The organism is Xanthomonas sp. D-36-1, assembly GCF_017746155.1.
In the GTDB taxonomy this organism is placed as follows: Bacteria; Pseudomonadota; Gammaproteobacteria; order Xanthomonadales; family Xanthomonadaceae; genus Xanthomonas; species Xanthomonas cissicola.
The window spans coordinates 37,820-54,069 of record NZ_JAGHWR010000018.1 but is presented as its reverse complement, the minus strand read 5'-3'; the positions used below and the strand labels follow the sequence as shown (position 1 = coordinate 54,069).

Here is a 16,250-nt window from a genome sequence, read left to right as displayed (position 1 = left end):
TTTGCGCTGCGGCGCTGTCACGGAAGTTGCCTGCATGTCTTTGCTCGATCGTCGTAAGAAACACCCCTCGCTGCTGGCCTTCTGCGGCGGCCTGCTGGCGGCCATTGCCGTCGGTCTATCGGCCTATGCCTCGCACGGCGTTGCCGATGCGGTGATGCAGTCGCGGCTGCAGGTGGCGTCGTTGTATGCGTTCGGCCATGGCGCGGTCCTCACCGTGCTGGGCGCCACCGAAACGCGCGCACTGGGCCGGGCGGGCTTGTACCTGCTGTTGCTCGGCACCTTGCTGTTTGCCGGCAGCCTGGTCGGGGGGCGTTGCTGCAGTGGCCGACCACCCTGGCGCCGGTCGGCGGAGTTGGCCTGATGCTGGGCTGGGTGGTGCTGGCCATTGGTGCGTTGAGGCGCTGAGCATGCCGCGCCATGCCCGCGGATTCGATGTGGAGGCTGCGTTCGCGCACGTGTCCCGGCGCGATCGCGCACTGGGTGCGTGGATGAAGCGCATCGGCCCGATCGCCCCGCAACCGGGGTGGCACAAACCCTTCGACCCGGTGGACGCGCTGGCACGCGCCATCCTGTTTCAGCAACTCAGCGGCAAGGCGGCTTCGACCATCGTGGCGCGGGTGGAAGTGGCGATCGGCGCGCAGCGGCTGCATGCGGACACCCTCGGTCGTATCGACGATGCGGCGCTGCGTGCCTGCGGCGTTTCGGGTAACAAGGCGCTGGCCCTGCGCGATCTGGCACGCCGCGAAAGCGAAGGCGAGATTCCCTCGCTGCGCAGGCTTGCCTTCATGGACGAGGAAGCCATCGTGCAGGCACTGGTGCCGGTGCGCGGCATCGGCCGCTGGACGGTGGAAATGATGCTGATGTTCCGCCTGGGCCGCCCGGATCTGCTGCCCATCGACGACCTGGGCGTGCGCAAAGGGGCGCAGCGCGTGGACAGGCAGGAGCAGATGCCCACCCCCGGGGAACTGGCCGCACGCGGCGAACGCTGGGGCCCGTACCGCACCTATGCCGCGTTCTATCTGTGGAAGATTGCCGACTTCAGCGTGGCAACCAAGGTGCCGACACCGCGTTCGCAGGAGTAGGGCGCTCGCATGCGGGGCAGACGCGACGGGCGGTTGGGTCCAGCCGGGTTGCGTGGCGCATGACGTTCGGCCGGCTCATCGCGCCGACCAACACCAATGCCACGGTTCGTAGACGATGCCATGCGGGTTGTTGCGTGGATAACTCAGGCGGTAGCCGAACGCGTGCGCGTGGCTGCACAACCAGGCGAATGCGGGCGTGGCTTCGAAGGACTCTTCGGCCGGCGGCTCGCCCGGTGTGCCCAGATCCAGTGCGTCGCCGCTGTGGTGTTCGCTGAAACCCGGCGCTGCGTTGACCGTCAGGATCTGTTCCAGGGTAAGCCCGCGCGCGAACTTGCGCTCGAAGATGCCCAGTTGGTAGTCGTGGCTGCGGTAGCCGGAAATCGCATCGAGCACGATGTCTGCGCGCAGCGCAGCCGCGCGCATCTGTCGCCATGCGCGTGCAGCGCTGGCACTGAGCCACAGCGGGCGGCCGAAGCGATCGCGTCCGGCAAACTGCAGTGCGGCCGGTTCGGCCATCAACTGCAGGCCGGTCCGTTGCACGTAGTCGTCGGCGGCGAGCCCGAGCTGGCTCAGTCGGCGCTGCAATCCGTCGATTGGCAGCGTGGCGTCGTGTACCTGGCCGATGCGGCCGGTTGCGGTCTGCAGACGGTCCAATGCTTCGTCCAGGCCAGGCTCGCGTGCCAGCCGCGGGATCAGCGGCATCAGACCCTGCGGAAGATGTGCAGCCAGATAGCGCCCATCGCATTTGCGTCGCAATAGCCAGTCGGCCTGTGCCAGCACACGTGCATCCGCATTGCCGCGCGCGCGCAGCAGATCGGCCGGCCACAGCTCGATCGCGCTGGTATTGAGGAGTACACGTTGAAGATGACGCATCTACGCAGCTTAGCCGTTGCCAGGTGAGCGCTGCCAGTCCAGCCAGGCGCTGTGACCCCGCGCCGATCCGGACCGGGGAACCGCTACACCGGTGCGCAGTCGCGTCTGGATGATCGGCGGCGCATGATCAATTTTCGGATTTTTCTTTTTCGCCCTGCGGCTTCGGTAGCCGGCCAGCCTTGCGTAACGCATCGCGCAGCACGTATTCGATCTGCGCATTGAGGCTGCGCAATTCGTCGTCGGCCCAGCGCTGCACGGCGGCCAACACATCGGCGTTGATACGCAGCGGGTAGGCTTTTTTTTCGCTCATTTGCCGTCTCTGCGGCCACCGTGACGGCGCAGGTGCAGCACCATCGACACGATCAACGCGTTGACGCCGACGAGCATGCCGATCACCACTGCATAGATGCCGGCGCGGTTGTCGCCAGCCCAGTACAGGCATGCGGCGCCGACCAGAATCACCAGGCTGATCAACGCCCAGCGCAGGCCCAGCCCGCGTGCGCGGTCGTCATCGTCGGCGCCGATGGACGCGGCGATGGCCAGCGCGGACAAGCCGGAAAGCGCAACCACCAGGGGCACCATGACATTCATCGGATCGATCTCAAAGTGGCTGACGCAACGTAAGCGAGCGGTCGCCAGGGGGGGCGTGGAGGGCGCGCCCACAGGCGCAGTGTACGAGTGGCCGATTCCGAACAGTGGCTGCGCCCTTCCGGCGGTGAGAGCAGGCCTCCTGTTGGCTGCCCTCAGTACAACGAGCCGGCGTTGACTACCGGTTGGGTGCCGCGATCCGAGCACAACACGGTAAGCAGGTTGCTGACCATATGCGCCTTGCGCTCTTCGTCCAGCTGCACCACGCCATTCTTCTGCAACTCCGACAGCGCCATTTCGACCATTCCCACTGCGCCGGCAACGATGCGCGAGCGTGCGGCGATGACGGCATTGGCCTGCTGGCGCTGCAGCATCGCCTGGGCGATTTCCGGCACATAGGCGAGGTGGCTGATGCGCGCCTCGATCACATCCACGCCGGCCTGGGTCAGGCGCTCGTCCAGATGCCGCTTGAGCTGCTCGCTGATTTCGGCCGGATGGCTGCGCAGCGAGATCTGGCCGTCGTCGTGCTGGTCGTACGGATAGCTGGTCGCCATCGCGCGCAGCGCCGCTTCGGACTGGATATGCACGAAGCTTTCGTAGTCGTCGACGTTGTAGACCGCTTCGGAGGCATCCAGCACCTGCCATACGATCACCGCAGCGATTTCGATCGGGCTGCCATCCAGCTCGTTGACCTTGAGTCGTCCGCTTTCGAAATTGCGCACGCGCTGGCTGACGCGACGCTTGGCATAGAACGGCACATTCCAGCGCAGGCCAGCGTCCTTGACGGTACCGACGTACTTGCCGAACAGGCTCAGCACCGCTGCCTGGTTGGGCTCCAACGTATACAGGCCGGCCAACATGAAAATGCACGCCGCCGCGATCAGCACCGCGGCGATGAACGCCCCTGGCGTGACGCTGGTGCTGGCCATCATCGTCAGCACGTACCAGGCGGCAGCGAGGAGGCCGGCGCCTGCGACGAGGACGACGGGAATGCCGGGCAACGAACCGATCGGCTTCTCTTTCATGAGCGCGAGTCCTTGTGGAATGGTGAAAAGATATCAATGTGATATCAGTTAAACAATAGCCGTTCGTCGGCGTGGCAGTGGGCAACCGTTAGAATGGCGGCCCCTCTCGCTCTGGACCGCGCTCATGACCACTCTCGGCACGCCGTTATCGCCTTCCGCCACCCGCGTGTTGTTGTTGGGCTCGGGCGAACTGGGCAAGGAAGTGGCGATCGAGCTGCAGCGTTTCGGTGTGGAGGTGATCGCGGCCGACCGCTATGCCAATGCACCGGCGATGCAGGTGGCGCACCGCTCGCATGTGCTGGACATGCTCGACCCCGCCGCGCTGCGTGCGCTGATCGCCAGCGAGCGGCCGCATCTGATCGTGCCGGAGATCGAAGCGATCCATACCGAAACCCTGGTGGCGCTGGAACGCGAGCAAGGCCAGAAGGTCATCCCGACGGCGCGTGCCGCGCGCCTGACCATGGACCGCGAAGGCATTCGCCGCCTGGCAGCCGAAACGCTGGGCCTGCCTACTTCGCCGTATCGCTTTGTCGATACCGTCGAGGAGTATCGCGATGCAATTGCCGCGGTGGGCTTGCCGTGCGTGGTCAAGCCGGTGATGTCGTCCTCGGGCAAGGGCCAGAGCACCCTGCGCAGCGACGCCGATATCGATGCGGCATGGGAGTACGCGCAGACCGGCGGACGTGCCGGTGCCGGTCGCTGCATCGTCGAAGGCTTCATCGATTTCGATTACGAAATTACCTTGCTCACCGTGCGGCATGCCGGCGGCACTTCGTTCTGCGATCCCATCGGGCATTGGCAGCAGGACGGCGACTACCGCGAAAGCTGGCAGCCGCAGCCGATGTCGGCCGCTGCGTTGCGCCGCTCCCAGCAGATCGCCAAGGCCATCACCGACGAGCTCGGCGGCTGGGGCCTGTTCGGCGTGGAGTTGTTCGTCAAGGGCGACGAGGTGTGGTTCAGCGAAGTCTCGCCGCGCCCGCACGACACCGGCCTGGTCACACTGGTCTCGCAGGAACTGAGCGAATTCGCGCTGCATGCCCGCGCCATTCTCGGCCTGCCGGTGGGCGCGCAGGACGGCGGCGTGATCCGTCAGGCCGGCCCCTCGGCATCGTGCGCGTTGCTGGCGCACGGCAATGGCGTGCCGGCGTTCGACAACGTGGCCGAGGCACTGCGCGACCCGGACACCGCACTGCGCTTGTTCGGCAAGCCCCGCGTGTACGGCCATCGCCGCGTCGGCGTCACCCTGGCGCGTGCGGACAGCGTCGATGCTGCGCGTGAGAAGGCGCGCGTAGCCGCTGCCGCGTTGACGATCCAGCTGCAGGCCTGAGCGCGTCAAGCCCGAAGCAGTGCAGCGCAACGCTGCATTGCTTCAACGCGCCAAGCGCGGCAGGCTTTGGTGCGCATTCTCACTGATGAGCCATGCCGCCAGCCGATCGGCCACGCGAGGCAATGCAACGCGATCGATTCACTACAAGCCGGGCTGCGCATCTCGGCACAGCCAGCCGCTCACTTCTGCGTCTCGCTAGTCACCAAGCGCCGAGAACGCAGGCGTTATCAGGAATTCGCCATTCCGAATCCCTAATCCCGACTCCCCAATCTCAGCTACTCAGCCAGGTCGATCCACACCGCATGATGGTCGCTGCCATCGGCGATCGCCGCTTCCGGCGCGTTGCTGGCTGGCCAGAAAATGCCGCTGCCGATCAGGGTGAACTGGCGCGACGGCAGCACGTAGTCCAGGCGCATGGTGCCGGCCTGCGGGCCGAAGTCACCGGTGACCTGATGCGGGTCGCCGCTGTGGGCGATGCCCAGCGCGGCGTATTCGGCGGTTTTTTCCGGGCCGCCATCGCTGTGCGGTGTGGGGTACTGCAGCACGCGCGGGTGATGGATCAACGCGCGGATCGCCTCATGGCGGCCGGCACCATCGACCGGGTCGTTGTTCAGATCGCCCAGGATGACGAAGCGCGCATCGGCAGCCAGGCCGCCGCAACCGCCCTTGTCGTCGCACAGCCAGCGTTGGCTGTCGGGTGCGTTGTCCAGGTACGCGCGCCACAGCTGCAGTTCGTCGTGGTTGCGCGCGGCGTTGCGTTTCTCGGCACCGTCGAACACCGGCGGGGTGGGGTGCGACACCAGCGCATGCACGACACCCACCGGCGTGCGCACCGGCACATCCCAATGCGATTTGGACGACAGCCGCAGTTGCGCCCAGATGGCATCGCTGTAGTAGGACGTCTTGCTGGCCGGATCGATCGGCCGCAGTGCGCCAGGTAGCGCGCTCCACTTCAGCAGCTGGAAGCTCCGCACTGCCTGCGCATCGATCGGATAACGCGACAACACCAGCATGCCGTACTGGCCGGGATGCAGCCCATAGCCCCACGCGTCGTTGCCACGCGCGCGTCCTTCGCCGCCGGCGCTGCCGTTGTTGTCCAGATCCAGGCCGCTCGGCACGCCGGTATTGACCGGTGCCAGATAGCGGTACGGATACCGCAACGCCTCGCCGCCGCCCGGCTGGGCCACCTGCAGATAACGTTGCTGGAACAGGTCGGCAGCGCGATGTTCCGGGTTGAAGTCGAATTCGTTGAGCAGCACCAGATCCGGGCGCACGCGCTGCAGTACCGCAGCGATCTTGCGCGCATGCGCGCTATCGCCCTGCAGCTCGCGAATCAGGCCGCCGGCCTCGTCCGAATACAGCGAGGTGTTGTAGGTGGCGATGCGCAGCTGTGCCGCGGCCGGCCGGGCGGCGAGGGTGTCGGTCTGCATCTTGGGCGAGGGCGCGGGGTGGGCGCAGGCCGCGCACAAGGCGGTCAGCGCGAGCAGCAGGAGAGGTTTGATCATTGCAAGATTCTCGCATGCGGGATGCGACACGCCGATGTCGCAATCCGGCGGGTCAGTCGACCGATGCGTGGGCGGGCAAGCCGCGCCAGTGGCGACCATCGTAGGCTTCCAGTGCGCTGAAGCGGCGCTTGTAGTTCATCTTCGCGTGGCCATCGATCCAGTACCCCAGATACAGATGCGCGCGTCGCTCGCGTTGCGCCCACTGGATCTGCTGCAGGATCGCAAACGTGCCCAGGCTGCGCGCTGCCGCCTCCGGCGCGTAGAACGTGTACACCGCCGACAGCGCATGCTCGGTGACATCGGTCACTGCGACAGCCAGCAGCCGGCCAGGCAAATGCGCAATCGCCGGTTCACGGATCTCCAGAAAGCGCCCGTGGGACCAGCCGCCGATCAGGAACTGGTCGAATTCGGTGGCGCCATGTTCGTCCATGCCGCCGCCGGGATGCCGGTGCTTGAGGTATTGGCGATAGAGCGCGAGTTGTTCGTCGGTGCGCTCGGCGGCCACCACGCGCACCACCAGATCCCGGTTACGCGCCAGGCAACGGCGTTGGCTGCGGTCCGGGTGAAACGCATCCACCGCGATGCGTACCGGCACACAGGCACGGCACCGTTCGCAGTGCGGCCGGTAGACCAGATCGCCGGAGCGACGAAAGCCCCATGCCAGCGCTTGCGGATAGATCGCCCCCAGGCGCGGATCGTGCGGATCCAGCACCAGATCGCGCGCCTGCCGGTCGGACCAATAGCCACAGGCATGCTCGCCGGTCTGGAACAGGCGCAGGTCGTCGTGGGTGTCGGCATGGATGGCCATGGCCGAAGGATAGCGCCTGCGCGTCGCATCAGCGGCGACTGTCCGCCGGATGAATACGTCCGCCCTGGACGTCAACGCGCGCATCGATGGGTCGTTGATGGGGGTGTTGGTGGCAGCGCACGGACGATCCGCACGCACCACCCACGCGATGCGGCCCATGCAGGTGCCGCGTGTGGTTCCTATCTTCCAGGAGTGTCTCATGACGTCACGCAAACCCTTTCTCGCCCTGGCCGTGCTGGCCGCGCTGTCCACCGGCACCGCGTTCGCCGCCACCGTGCCGGCTCCCGGCGATGCGCCGCGGCCTGCCAAACTCGACAAGAACGGCGATGGCGTGATCGACCGCAGCGAAGCGGCTGCCGATCCGACGCTGGCCGCGCAGTTCGATACGCTGGACACCAACAAGGACGGCAAGCTGTCGCGCGACGAGCGCCCGCATCATCGTGGCCCGGGTCGCGATGGGCGCGGCGGACGTGGCGAGTGGATGGCCAAGCTCGATACCAACAAGGATGGCCGTATCAGCCGCGAAGAAGCCAAGGCCGACCCCAAGTTCGCTGCACGCTTCGACCAGATGGATCTCAATAAGGACGGCTTCGTCGACCGTGCCGACCGAGAGTTGCGCATGCAGCAGCATCGCGATGCGTGGTTCGCCAAGGCCGACACCGACAAGGACGGCAAGCTGAGCAAGGCCGAGTTCGATGCTGCGTCCAAGTGGCGTGGCGGGCACGGGCCGGGTGGGATGGGCAGGCACGGCGACGATGGCAAGCCGGCACCGGCAACCGCACCTGCGACCAACCGCTGAGGCATCGCCGACTGCGGCGCTCGTTGCGCATTGGCGAGTGCCGCTCGGGTGAGCGGTGAGTTCACCCAGCTGTTTGCAGTACGTAACAAGGCGCCGATCGACCGCGCCCTTCCGCCTGGCGGGAGGGCGCTTGCGTTTTGGGGCAGACGCTGAGCGCGGCGACAACGCTCAGTCGTGCTTCCAGGACGTGGGAACCGGATTGGAGACGGTGTTCTTCTCCAGCGTGTAGGTGCCGTTCTGCTGCGCGATCGCTTCGCCGGTGTCGACGATGGCGTTCTGGATAAAGACATTCTGCTGGTCGCCGCGCACGAAGGTCAGCTGGTGGAACGCGGTCTTGTTGCCCCAGTCTTCCGAGGGCAGGGAGATGAACCGGATGGTGTAGCTCTGGTCGTCGAATGTTCCCTGCAGCACATAGACGCCGTAATGGTTTTCGCCCTGGGAAATGATTTTGTACATGCCGTTGCTGAAATAATAGATTTCCGCATCGGGGAACGGCTTCTTGTCGTAGAGCTTGCGGTAGTGGAGCACCTGCTTGAAGGTCGGTGCTCCGAAGCTCACCGATAGCGTCTTGCCATCGGCGGACTTGGTGAGTCCGTCCGCATGCGCGCTCATGCTGACCATCATCAGCAGACTGGTGAACAGACTTGCCTTCACGTCATGACTCCGGGGTCTGGTTGGATCCTGGCCGCTTATAGCAGCGCAGGCGTTGCCCGATGACTGCGACAGTCGGATACGAACCCATCGCTTCGGATCGTGCGACGTTGCTCGCTAGGCGCCTGCCTTCGCATGCCATGCGACGCAGGCCGGCACGGATGTGACCGCGCCGACGAGCAGGACTGTCGTACCAGCGGGTGGCCGCGCCGGGTCGCTGCGGTCAGCGGGTCGGCTGGATCCGCACGCGCAATTCGTCGTCTTCTGCTGCCGGTCGTGCGGCATCTGGCGCCGGCGCCTGTTGCGATGCCGGCTGGGCCGCTGGTGCCAGTTGCGTCGGCGCGTTGCGATGGCGCATCACCACCACCATCGCCACGGCGCCGATCACCAGCAGCAACACCAGGCGGATACGCCAGGCCCAGCTGCGCGCACTGGAGCTGGAGCCGTTTTCGCCTTCGCGGAAGGTGTATTCCACGTTCGGCAGGTCGCGGCGGGTGGTATCCAGCAGACGGGCGTCGCGCAGCAGCTCGCGTGCGCGCGGCTGGTCGTTGGCATGCACGATCCAGACGGTGGGCTGCGCCTGGGCATTGCTCTGCTCCAGGTAGCTGAACTGGCCGCCGCGCTTGCTTTGATAAGAGCGACCGTTGCTGATGCGGATCTCGATTCCCGCATCGCGCAAGAGATTGGCCACGCCTTCGGCGGTTTCGATACGTTGACTGCTGAAGATCTTGCGCATGGTGGAAAACGCCGTTGGGTCCGGAACAGATGGCACCCTTGAGGCGCCAGTTCAAGATGAAACATCAAGGTGCGGGTGATGCGGTCAGGGGATCGCATGCGCATGACCGTGGCAGGCAAGCATGCCAGCTTGCGGTGTCTGCAGTGCGCGCGAAGCGGTGTTCGGCTGCCTTCACCCAGCCAGGGTGCGCACTGGCCATCAAGCAGGGTGCAGTGCCGTTGCGATGTGAGGTCTACTCCTTGGCCGGCACGGCAATCGCGCTGCCGTCGGGCACCACCCGGATCAGGCCTTCCTGCGTGGTGCTGGCCACCAGCATGCCGTCGCGGGTGAAAAACTGCCCGCGAGCCAGACCGCGCGCGCCCTGCGCGGTGGGGCTGTCGAGCGAGTACAGCAGCCAGTCGTCGGTACGGAATGGACGATGGAACCACAGGGCATGATCGAGCGAGGCCATCTGCACGTTCGGCGTGTAATAGCTGATGCCGTGCGGAAATGTCGAGGTGCCCAGCAACTGAAAATCCGACGCGTACGCGAGCAGCGCTTGATGCAGGCCTACATCGTCGCCGATGGGATCGTTCAAGCGCAGCCACATCTGCTGGAACGGCGGGCGCTTGGGCGGCTTGAGTTCGTCGCGCGGAAAAACATGGCGAAACTCGAACGGGCCACCGCGCGACAGCCAACGCTGCACCTTGGCCGGCAGCTTGGCCAACACTTCCGGTGCCAGCGGGGCGGCCGGTTCGATGTCTTCCGGTGGTGGCACCACCGGCATCGCCGACTGATGCTCGGCGCCTTCTTCGCGCTCCTGAAACGAGGCCGCGCAAAAAAAGATCACCTTGCCGTGCTGGATCGCCGTGACCCGGCGTACCGAGAAACTGCCGCCATCGCGGGTGCGATCGACGTCGTAGACGATGGGGTGGTCGATATTGCCGGCACGCAGGAAATACGCATGCAGCGAATGCGCCTGGCGGCCGTTTTCCACCGTCGCCTGCGCTGCCGCCAACGCCTGGCCCAGCACCTGCCCACCGAACACGTATTTGGTGCCGATGTCGCGGCTCTGGCCACGGAACAGGTTGTCTTCCAGGCGCTCCAGCGACAGCAGGCTGATCAGTTCGGAGACGACGGGTTCGGCGGTGGCGGACAAGAGGCTGGCCTGGGCATGCGACGGACAGCGAGTATACCGGCCCGCCCAAGGGGCGCCGCGACGGCAGGGCTCAGGCTTTCTGCAGGCGCGCCACCAGGCCATGCAGCGCGGTCTGCGCGTCCGGCGCGTACCAGCCATCGATGAAGCGCTCCAGCTGGATCAACTCCGGCGCCAATGCCGCGCGCAGGTCGGCACGCGCAATCGCGCGCGTGGTCAACATCGGTTGGCGGGGAAGCTGCTGCAGCTCCTGCAGCCACGCCACCGCACGCGCGGTGACCAGCTCGCCATCGACCAGTTCGTCCACCAGCCCGACCGCGACCGCCTGTTCGGCCGGCAGCAGTTGCCCGGAGATCAGCAGGCGTTCGGCGCGGTGCGCACCCACCACGCGGCGCAACAGGCGTTGGATACCCTCCGGCGCAGCAAGGCCAACCTGCACTTCGTTGAGGCCAATCGTATAGGGTCTTGCGGTATCGGCACTGCGCGCCATCACCCGGTAGTCGCAGCACAGCGCCAGCACGCAGCCGCCGGCCGGCGCATGCCCGCCGATGGCCGCTACCACCGGCACGCGGCTGTTGGCCAGCGCCTGCGCCGCATCGAAGAACGCGGTCCAACTGGCCAGCAGCGCAGCGCGGTCGGTGCCATGGGCCAGCAGATGCGGCACATCCATGCCGCCGGAAAAAATCCGCTCGCTGCCCGACAGCACGATGCCGTCGACCTCCTCGCCCGCCTGCTGCACCGCAACGCTCAACGCCTGGCACAACGCGCTGTCCAGCGCGTTGACCGGCGGACGCGCCAGACGGATTTCGCGAAGACGGCCATGGTCTAAGATCTGGATGCTCATTCGGGGCTCCTGGAGGTCAGGTCATGATAGACGGCAGTCGAAGCAGGCGGGTTAGGTGTGCCGGCGCGTTGCTCGCGGCGTTTGGGCTGGCGGCAAGTGCGGGCGTGTCGGCGCAATGCCTGCCCGAATTCAAGAATGGCTGGATCCGCATCCCGCCGCCCGGTGGCATGGGCATGGCCGCCGGGTTCGGGCAATTTCATAACGGCTGTGCGCAGCCGCTGACCATCACTGCTGCCAACAGCAGCGTATTTGCCGATGTCTCCTTGCACGAAACCACACAGGTCAATGGCGTCAGCCGCATGCGTGCGGTGCCCGAACTGGCATTGCCGGCCGGCAAATCTGTGCCGCTGGCGCCGGGCGGCCTGCACCTGATGCTGATGGACGCCAGTGCGCCGTTGCAGGAAGGCGCGCAGGTGCCGGTGAGCTTTACCCTGCAGGACGGTCGCCAAATCAAGGCCACCTTGGAAGCACGCAAGCGCGCGCCCGGCTCTTGAGTGTTTGATGGCTGTTGCGCACTTGCGCCAGCATTGCAATGAAAGCGGCGGCTCCACATGGAGCCGCCGCCGATCTTTCGCGTTGCTGCAACATCAGCCACTGAGCCGATGGGAATTCAGCTACTGGCCGCGCGCACCGCATCCGGTAGCGCAGCGCTCTTGCCGGTCTGCGTATCGATCCACACCACCACCACGTTGCCATCGGAGTACAGCTTGCTGTCGTCCTTCTGGTCGAAGATGCGGTGGCCGATGGTCACGCTGCTGGTGCCCAGGCGTTCGACGAACAACTCGACGGTGATGTCGTTGGGCCAGATCAACGGCTGCTTGTAGTTGACATTGGTGGCGGCAACCACCGGCGCGATGCGGTCGGTCATCGCCACGCCTTGCACGCCCAGCATCCAGCGCACGCGCGCTTCTTCCAGATAGGAAATGTACTTGGCGTTGTTGACATGGCCCATGCTGTCCATATCGCGCCAGCGCACGCTGATCGGGATGCGTGCTAGAACCTTGTGTTCGCTCATCAGCTTGCCTTCTTCTTCGCAGTCTTCTTGGTGGCGGATTTGGCGGCCTTGGCCACCTTCTCCGGTTTGACCTTGCGCGGCGGACGCGCATCGGGCTTGTTGGCCATTGCCGCCGGACGCGTCTCGCGCGCCTTCACCGACGGCAGCATCTTGGCCAGGAACTGCCCGGTGTAGGACGGCTTGTGCGCGGCCACTTCCTCCGGCGTACCAGAGACCAGGATGGTGCCGCCACGATGCCCACCTTCCGGGCCCAGATCCACGATCCAGTCGGCGGTCTTGATCACGTCAAGATTGTGTTCGATCACCACCACCGTGTTGCCTTCGTCGCGCAGCTTGTGCAGCACGCCGAGCAACGCTTCGATATCGTGGAAGTGCAGCCCGGTGGTCGGCTCGTCCAGGATGTACAGGGTGCGCCCGGTATCGCGCCGCGACAGCTCCTTGGACAGCTTGACGCGCTGCGCTTCGCCGCCGGAGAGCGTGGTCGCGCTCTGGCCCAGCTTGATGTAGCTCAATCCCACATCGACCAGCGTTTCCAGCTTGCGCGCGATCGACGGCACCGGCTCGAACAGGCGCAGCGCATCTTCCACGGTCATCTGCAGCACGTCGCTGATGTTGAAACCCTTGTAGCGGATCTCCAGCGTTTCGCGGTTGTAGCGCTTGCCGTGGCAGACGTCGCAGGGCACGTACACGTCGGGCAGGAAGTGCATCTCCACCTTGATCATGCCGTCGCCCTGGCAGGCCTCGCAGCGGCCGCCACGCACGTTGAAGCTGAAGCGGCCCGGCGAATAGCCGCGTGCACGCGCCTCGGGCACCTGCGCGAACAGCTCGCGCAAGGGCGTGAACATGCCGGTGTAGGTCGCCGGATTGGAGCGCGGCGTGCGCCCGATCGGCGACTGGTCGATATCCACCACCTTGTCGAACAGGTCCAGGTTCTCGACCTCGCGATGCGGCGCCACCGTGTGCGAGGCGCCGTTGATCTCGTTGGCCGCCAGGGTGAACAACGTATCGTTGATCAACGTCGACTTGCCCGAGCCGGACACACCGGTGATGCAGGTCAGCAGACCGGCGGGAATATCCAGGTCGACATTCTTCAGGTTGTTGCCGGTCGCCCCGCGCAGATGCAGCATCATCTTCGGGTTGGGCTTGTGGCGCTGCCTTGGAATCTCGATGCGGCGCTTGCCGGACAGGTATTGGCCGGTCAACGAGCGTGGCGATTTCAGGATGTCGTCCAGCGTGCCCTGCGCGCAGATTTCGCCGCCATGCACGCCCGCACCGGGGCCGATGTCCAGCACATGGTCGGCCAGGCGGATCGCATCTTCGTCATGCTCGACCACGATCACGGTGTTGCCCAGATCGCGCAACCGCGTCAGCGTGCCGAGCAGGCGTTCGTTATCGCGTTGGTGCAGGCCGATCGAGGGCTCGTCCAGCACGTACATCACCCCGACCAGGCCGGCGCCGATCTGGCTGGCCAGGCGAATGCGCTGCGCCTCGCCGCCGGACAAGGTGTCGGCCTTGCGCTCCAGGGTGAGGTAATCCAGACCCACATCGACCAGGAAGCCCAGTCGCTCGCCGATTTCCTTGACGATCTTGGCCGCGATCTCGCCGCGCCAACCCGGCAGCGACAGGCCACGGAAAAAGCTCAACGCCTCGTTGACCGGCAGCACCACCAATTCCGGTAGTGGGCGATCGGCCACGAACACGTTGCGCGCAGCGCGATTCAAGCGCGTGCCGTTGCAGGCGGGGCAGGGCTGCTGGCTGACGTACTTGGTCAGTTCTTCGCGCACCGCCGGCGATTCGGTCTCGCGGTAGCGACGTTCCAGGTTCGGCAGGATGCCTTCGAAGCGGTGCTTGCGCGTGGTGCGCCCGCCCGCATCGGTGAAGTAGGTGAAGCTGATCACCTCATCGCCACTGCCGAACAGCACCGCCTGGCGCACCTTGGCCGGCAGCGTATTCCACACCGCATCCACGTCGAACTTGTAGTGCTTGGCCAGCGAAGCAATCAGCTGGAAATAATAGGCATTGCGTCGGTCCCAGCCGCGCACCGCGCCGGCCGACAGCGATAGTTCGGGATGCACGACCACGCGATCGGGGTCGAAGAATTCGGCCACGCCCAGGCCATCGCAGCTCGGGCAGGCACCCACCGGTGCGTTGAACGAAAACAGGCGCGGTTCCAGCTCCGGCAGCGAGTAGTCGCACACCGGGCAGCTGTACTTGGACGAGAACAGGTGCGGCGCTGCGGCCGGGTCGTCCAGCGATTGCACCGCCACCATGCCTTCGCCGAGCTTGAGCGCGGTTTCGAAACTCTCCGCAAGACGCTGCTTGATGTCTTCGCGTGGACGGAAGCGGTCGATCACCGCTTCGATGGTGTGTTTCTGGCGCAGTGCCAATGCCGGCACCGCATCGATTTCATACAGCTCGCCGTCCACGCGCACGCGCACGAAGCCCTGCGCGCGCAGTTGCTCGAACACCTGTGCATGCTCGCCCTTGCGCTCGCGGATCACCGGGGCCAGCAGCATGTAGCGCTGCTCCTGGTCCTGGGTGAGCATGTGGTCGACCATCTGGCTGACGGTCTGCGCTTCCAGCGGGAAGCCATGGTCCGGGCAGCGCGGCTGGCCTACGCGTGCATAGAGCAGGCGCAGGTAGTCGTAGATCTCGGTGATCGTGCCGACGGTGGAGCGCGGGTTGTGCGAGGTGGATTTCTGTTCGATGGAAATCGCCGGCGACAAGCCTTCGATGTGGTCCAGGTCCGGCTTTTCCATCACGCTGAGGAACTGGCGCGCATACGCCGACAGCGACTCGACGTAGCGGCGCTGGCCTTCTGCATAGATGGTGTCGAACGCCAACGACGACTTGCCCGAGCCGGACAGGCCGGTGATCACGATCAGTTTGTCGCGGGGCAGGTCGAGGTCGATGTTCTTAAGGTTGTGCGTCCGCGCGCCGCGGATGCGGATGAAATCCATCGCCATGGGGGATCCGATGTCGGGCCGGCGAACCGGCAGTGGTGCGAGCGTGCTCAGCAGGAATGAGTGGCAGTCGATCAGCCTACCCGCCGACCTAGGTGAGGGCAATTGCCCCAAATGCCAGTCTGCCGGGGCCGTTGTGGCGGCCGGATGATGCGTTCTACCAGCCCATCGCGGGCCATTCGCGGCCAGACGGCTTGCGACTTGACCCGAAACCGGCTAGGCCAGTACAATTCCGCTCCTGTCTGCCCCATGGGCAAGTCAGGCGACCATAATAACTACAGAGGAACACCTGGTCATGTACGCAGTTCTGGTAACCGGCGGTAAGCAATACCGCGTCGCGCAGGGCGAAACGCTCCGCGTGGAAAAGCTCGAAGTCGAAGCTGGCAACGAGATCAAGTTCGACACCATCCTGATGCTGGGCGATAGCGATGGCATCAAGCTGGGCGATGCGCTGAAAGGCGCCTCGGTCACCGCCAAGGTCGTGGCCCACGGCCGCGCCGACAAGGTGCGCATCATCAAGTTCCGTCGCCGCAAGCACCACATGAAGCGTCAGGGACACCGTCAGCACTACACCGAAATCGAGATCACCGGCATTGCCGGTGGCGACAAGAAGTAAGGAGAACCAGTCATGGCACATAAAAAGGGCGTAGGTTCCTCGCGCAACGGTCGCGATTCCAACCCGAAGTACCTCGGCGTGAAGATCTTCGGTGGCCAGGCCATCGACGCCGGCAACATCATCGTGCGGCAGCGCGGCACCCAGTTCCATCCGGGTGCTGGCGTCGGCCTCGGCCGTGACCACACCCTGTTCGCCCTGGTGGACGGCAAGGTGGAGTTCTCCACCAAGGGGCCGAAGAAGCGTCGCACCGTCAGCGTGGTTGCCGAGGCGTAATCGCCCGCTC

At 65.4% G+C, this 16,250-nt stretch carries 18 protein-coding genes and 1 pseudogene; 7 read left to right on the top strand and 12 right to left on the bottom strand.

What is annotated here, in order from left to right; translation table 11 throughout:
• Positions 1–34 precede the first annotated feature (34 nt).
• Both J7367_RS05420 and J7367_RS05415 read left to right on the top strand, forming a co-directional pair.
• Positions 35–405, top strand: a pseudogene (locus J7367_RS05420) (DUF423 domain-containing protein).
• 2 nt (positions 406–407) lie between these two features.
• Positions 408–1,082 (top strand): DNA-3-methyladenine glycosylase, encoded by a 675-nt coding sequence (locus tag J7367_RS05415; protein ID WP_057658401.1) that lies wholly within the window; start codon positions 408–410, stop codon positions 1,080–1,082.
• Positions 1,083–1,157: 75 nt separating this feature from the next.
• On the opposite strand, the gene J7367_RS05410 is transcribed toward J7367_RS05415, so the two are convergent.
• From J7367_RS05410 to J7367_RS05395, 4 genes are all read right to left on the bottom strand, one after another.
• Positions 1,158–1,955 carry a M15 family metallopeptidase gene (locus tag J7367_RS05410; RefSeq protein WP_057658399.1) on the bottom strand — a complete coding sequence of 266 codons (798 nt, stop codon included), beginning with the start codon at positions 1,953–1,955 and terminating at the stop codon, positions 1,158–1,160.
• Positions 1,956–2,082: 127 nt separating this feature from the next.
• Positions 2,083–2,265 (bottom strand): hypothetical protein, encoded by a 183-nt coding sequence (locus tag J7367_RS05405; RefSeq protein WP_003484354.1) that lies wholly within the window; start codon positions 2,263–2,265, stop codon positions 2,083–2,085.
• Positions 2,262–2,546, bottom strand: a complete 285-nt coding sequence (locus tag J7367_RS05400) for a hypothetical protein (protein WP_057658397.1) — start codon at positions 2,544–2,546, stop codon at positions 2,262–2,264. Before J7367_RS05400 ends, J7367_RS05405 begins: the two co-directional genes overlap by 4 nt.
• Positions 2,547–2,698: 152 nt before the next feature.
• Positions 2,699–3,568, bottom strand: a complete 870-nt coding sequence (locus tag J7367_RS05395; protein WP_057658395.1) for an SPFH domain-containing protein — start codon at positions 3,566–3,568, stop codon at positions 2,699–2,701.
• Between the two features lie 124 nt (positions 3,569–3,692).
• On the opposite strand from J7367_RS05395, the gene purT reads away from it, so the two are divergent.
• On the top strand, positions 3,693–4,895 hold the full coding sequence (purT, locus tag J7367_RS05390) for a formate-dependent phosphoribosylglycinamide formyltransferase (RefSeq protein WP_057658392.1): 1,203 nt from the start codon (positions 3,693–3,695) through the stop codon (positions 4,893–4,895).
• 275 nt (positions 4,896–5,170) lie between these two features.
• Here purT and J7367_RS05385 read toward each other — a convergent pair whose 3' ends face one another.
• Together J7367_RS05385 and J7367_RS05380 are read right to left on the bottom strand one after the other, a co-directional pair.
• Positions 5,171–6,499: an endonuclease/exonuclease/phosphatase family protein gene (locus J7367_RS05385; protein WP_057658389.1), complete on the bottom strand. Its 1,329-nt coding sequence runs from the start codon at positions 6,497–6,499 to the stop codon at positions 5,171–5,173.
• Positions 6,453–7,367 (bottom strand): arginyltransferase, encoded by a 915-nt coding sequence (locus tag J7367_RS05380; protein ID WP_007967532.1) that lies wholly within the window; start codon positions 7,365–7,367, stop codon positions 6,453–6,455. The genes J7367_RS05385 and J7367_RS05380 overlap by 47 nt, the downstream gene beginning before the upstream one ends.
• 40 nt (positions 7,368–7,407) lie before the next feature.
• On the opposite strand from J7367_RS05380, the gene J7367_RS05375 reads away from it, so the two are divergent.
• Positions 7,408–8,007 carry an EF-hand domain-containing protein gene (locus J7367_RS05375; protein WP_007967529.1) on the top strand — a complete coding sequence of 200 codons (600 nt, stop codon included), beginning with the start codon at positions 7,408–7,410 and terminating at the stop codon, positions 8,005–8,007.
• Positions 8,008–8,175: 168 nt separating this feature from the next.
• Here the strand turns inward: J7367_RS05375 and J7367_RS05370 are convergent, their stop codons facing one another.
• From J7367_RS05370 to J7367_RS05355, 4 genes are all read right to left on the bottom strand, one after another.
• On the bottom strand, positions 8,176–8,661 hold the full coding sequence (locus J7367_RS05370) for a hypothetical protein (protein ID WP_022559859.1): 486 nt from the start codon (positions 8,659–8,661) through the stop codon (positions 8,176–8,178).
• A gap of 220 nt (positions 8,662–8,881) precedes the next feature.
• On the bottom strand, positions 8,882–9,394 hold the full coding sequence (locus J7367_RS05365) for a DUF2007 domain-containing protein (RefSeq protein WP_057658387.1): 513 nt from the start codon (positions 9,392–9,394) through the stop codon (positions 8,882–8,884).
• A gap of 232 nt (positions 9,395–9,626) precedes the next feature.
• A complete protein-coding gene (tesB, locus tag J7367_RS05360) occupies positions 9,627–10,532 on the bottom strand; it encodes an acyl-CoA thioesterase II (RefSeq protein WP_057658385.1) in 906 nt (301 codons plus the stop codon).
• 70 nt (positions 10,533–10,602) lie between these two features.
• Positions 10,603–11,373 (bottom strand): enoyl-CoA hydratase/isomerase family protein, encoded by a 771-nt coding sequence (locus J7367_RS05355; RefSeq protein WP_057658383.1) that lies wholly within the window; start codon positions 11,371–11,373, stop codon positions 10,603–10,605.
• A 23-nt stretch (positions 11,374–11,396) separates the two neighbouring features.
• On the opposite strand from J7367_RS05355, the gene J7367_RS05350 reads away from it, so the two are divergent.
• The gene (locus tag J7367_RS05350; RefSeq protein WP_057658381.1) at positions 11,397–11,867 is read left to right on the top strand and encodes a copper chaperone PCu(A)C; all 471 of its coding nucleotides are present in this window, start codon (positions 11,397–11,399) and stop codon (positions 11,865–11,867) included.
• Positions 11,868–11,983: 116 nt separating this feature from the next.
• Here the strand turns inward: J7367_RS05350 and J7367_RS05345 are convergent, their stop codons facing one another.
• Both J7367_RS05345 and uvrA read right to left on the bottom strand, forming a co-directional pair.
• A complete protein-coding gene (locus tag J7367_RS05345) occupies positions 11,984–12,388 on the bottom strand; it encodes a thioesterase family protein (RefSeq protein WP_007967522.1) in 405 nt (134 codons plus the stop codon).
• A complete protein-coding gene (uvrA, locus tag J7367_RS05340) occupies positions 12,388–15,354 on the bottom strand; it encodes an excinuclease ABC subunit UvrA (protein WP_007967520.1) in 2,967 nt (988 codons plus the stop codon). The genes J7367_RS05345 and uvrA overlap by 1 nt, the downstream gene beginning before the upstream one ends.
• A gap of 292 nt (positions 15,355–15,646) precedes the next feature.
• Here uvrA and rplU point away from each other — a divergent pair, with 292 nt between their 5' ends.
• Both rplU and rpmA read left to right on the top strand, forming a co-directional pair.
• Positions 15,647–15,967, top strand: a complete 321-nt coding sequence (gene rplU, locus J7367_RS05335; RefSeq protein WP_003484328.1) for a 50S ribosomal protein L21 — start codon at positions 15,647–15,649, stop codon at positions 15,965–15,967.
• A 12-nt stretch (positions 15,968–15,979) separates the two neighbouring features.
• Positions 15,980–16,240 carry a 50S ribosomal protein L27 gene (rpmA, locus tag J7367_RS05330; RefSeq protein ID WP_003484326.1) on the top strand — a complete coding sequence of 87 codons (261 nt, stop codon included), beginning with the start codon at positions 15,980–15,982 and terminating at the stop codon, positions 16,238–16,240.
• Positions 16,241–16,250 lie beyond the last annotated feature (10 nt).

What these genes read in the sequence shown, in the direction of transcription:
- rplU (WP_003484328.1), top strand. Translation starts at nt 15,647, where the DNA reads ATGTACGCAGTTCTGGTAACCGGCGGTAAGCAATACCGCGTCGCGCAG.
- J7367_RS05355 (WP_057658383.1), bottom strand. Translation starts at nt 11,373, where the DNA reads ATGAGCATCCAGATCTTAGACCATGGCCGTCTTCGCGAAATCCGTCTG.
- uvrA (WP_007967520.1), bottom strand. Translation starts at nt 15,354, where the DNA reads ATGGCGATGGATTTCATCCGCATCCGCGGCGCGCGGACGCACAACCTT.
- J7367_RS05345 (WP_007967522.1), bottom strand. Translation starts at nt 12,388, where the DNA reads ATGAGCGAACACAAGGTTCTAGCACGCATCCCGATCAGCGTGCGCTGG.
- J7367_RS05415 (WP_057658401.1), top strand. Translation starts at nt 408, where the DNA reads ATGCCGCGCCATGCCCGCGGATTCGATGTGGAGGCTGCGTTCGCGCAC.
- J7367_RS05385 (WP_057658389.1), bottom strand. Translation starts at nt 6,499, where the DNA reads ATGGTCGCCACTGGCGCGGCTTGCCCGCCCACGCATCGGTCGACTGAC.
- rpmA (WP_003484326.1), top strand. Translation starts at nt 15,980, where the DNA reads ATGGCACATAAAAAGGGCGTAGGTTCCTCGCGCAACGGTCGCGATTCC.
- purT (WP_057658392.1), top strand. Translation starts at nt 3,693, where the DNA reads ATGACCACTCTCGGCACGCCGTTATCGCCTTCCGCCACCCGCGTGTTG.
- J7367_RS05365 (WP_057658387.1), bottom strand. Translation starts at nt 9,394, where the DNA reads ATGCGCAAGATCTTCAGCAGTCAACGTATCGAAACCGCCGAAGGCGTG.
- J7367_RS05405 (WP_003484354.1), bottom strand. Translation starts at nt 2,265, where the DNA reads ATGAGCGAAAAAAAAGCCTACCCGCTGCGTATCAACGCCGATGTGTTG.
- J7367_RS05375 (WP_007967529.1), top strand. Translation starts at nt 7,408, where the DNA reads ATGACGTCACGCAAACCCTTTCTCGCCCTGGCCGTGCTGGCCGCGCTG.
- J7367_RS05380 (WP_007967532.1), bottom strand. Translation starts at nt 7,367, where the DNA reads ATGGGCCGCATCGCGTGGGTGGTGCGTGCGGATCGTCCGTGCGCTGCC.
- J7367_RS05400 (WP_057658397.1), bottom strand. Translation starts at nt 2,546, where the DNA reads ATGAATGTCATGGTGCCCCTGGTGGTTGCGCTTTCCGGCTTGTCCGCG.
- J7367_RS05350 (WP_057658381.1), top strand. Translation starts at nt 11,397, where the DNA reads ATGATAGACGGCAGTCGAAGCAGGCGGGTTAGGTGTGCCGGCGCGTTG.
- J7367_RS05395 (WP_057658395.1), bottom strand. Translation starts at nt 3,568, where the DNA reads ATGAAAGAGAAGCCGATCGGTTCGTTGCCCGGCATTCCCGTCGTCCTC.
- J7367_RS05410 (WP_057658399.1), bottom strand. Translation starts at nt 1,955, where the DNA reads ATGCGTCATCTTCAACGTGTACTCCTCAATACCAGCGCGATCGAGCTG.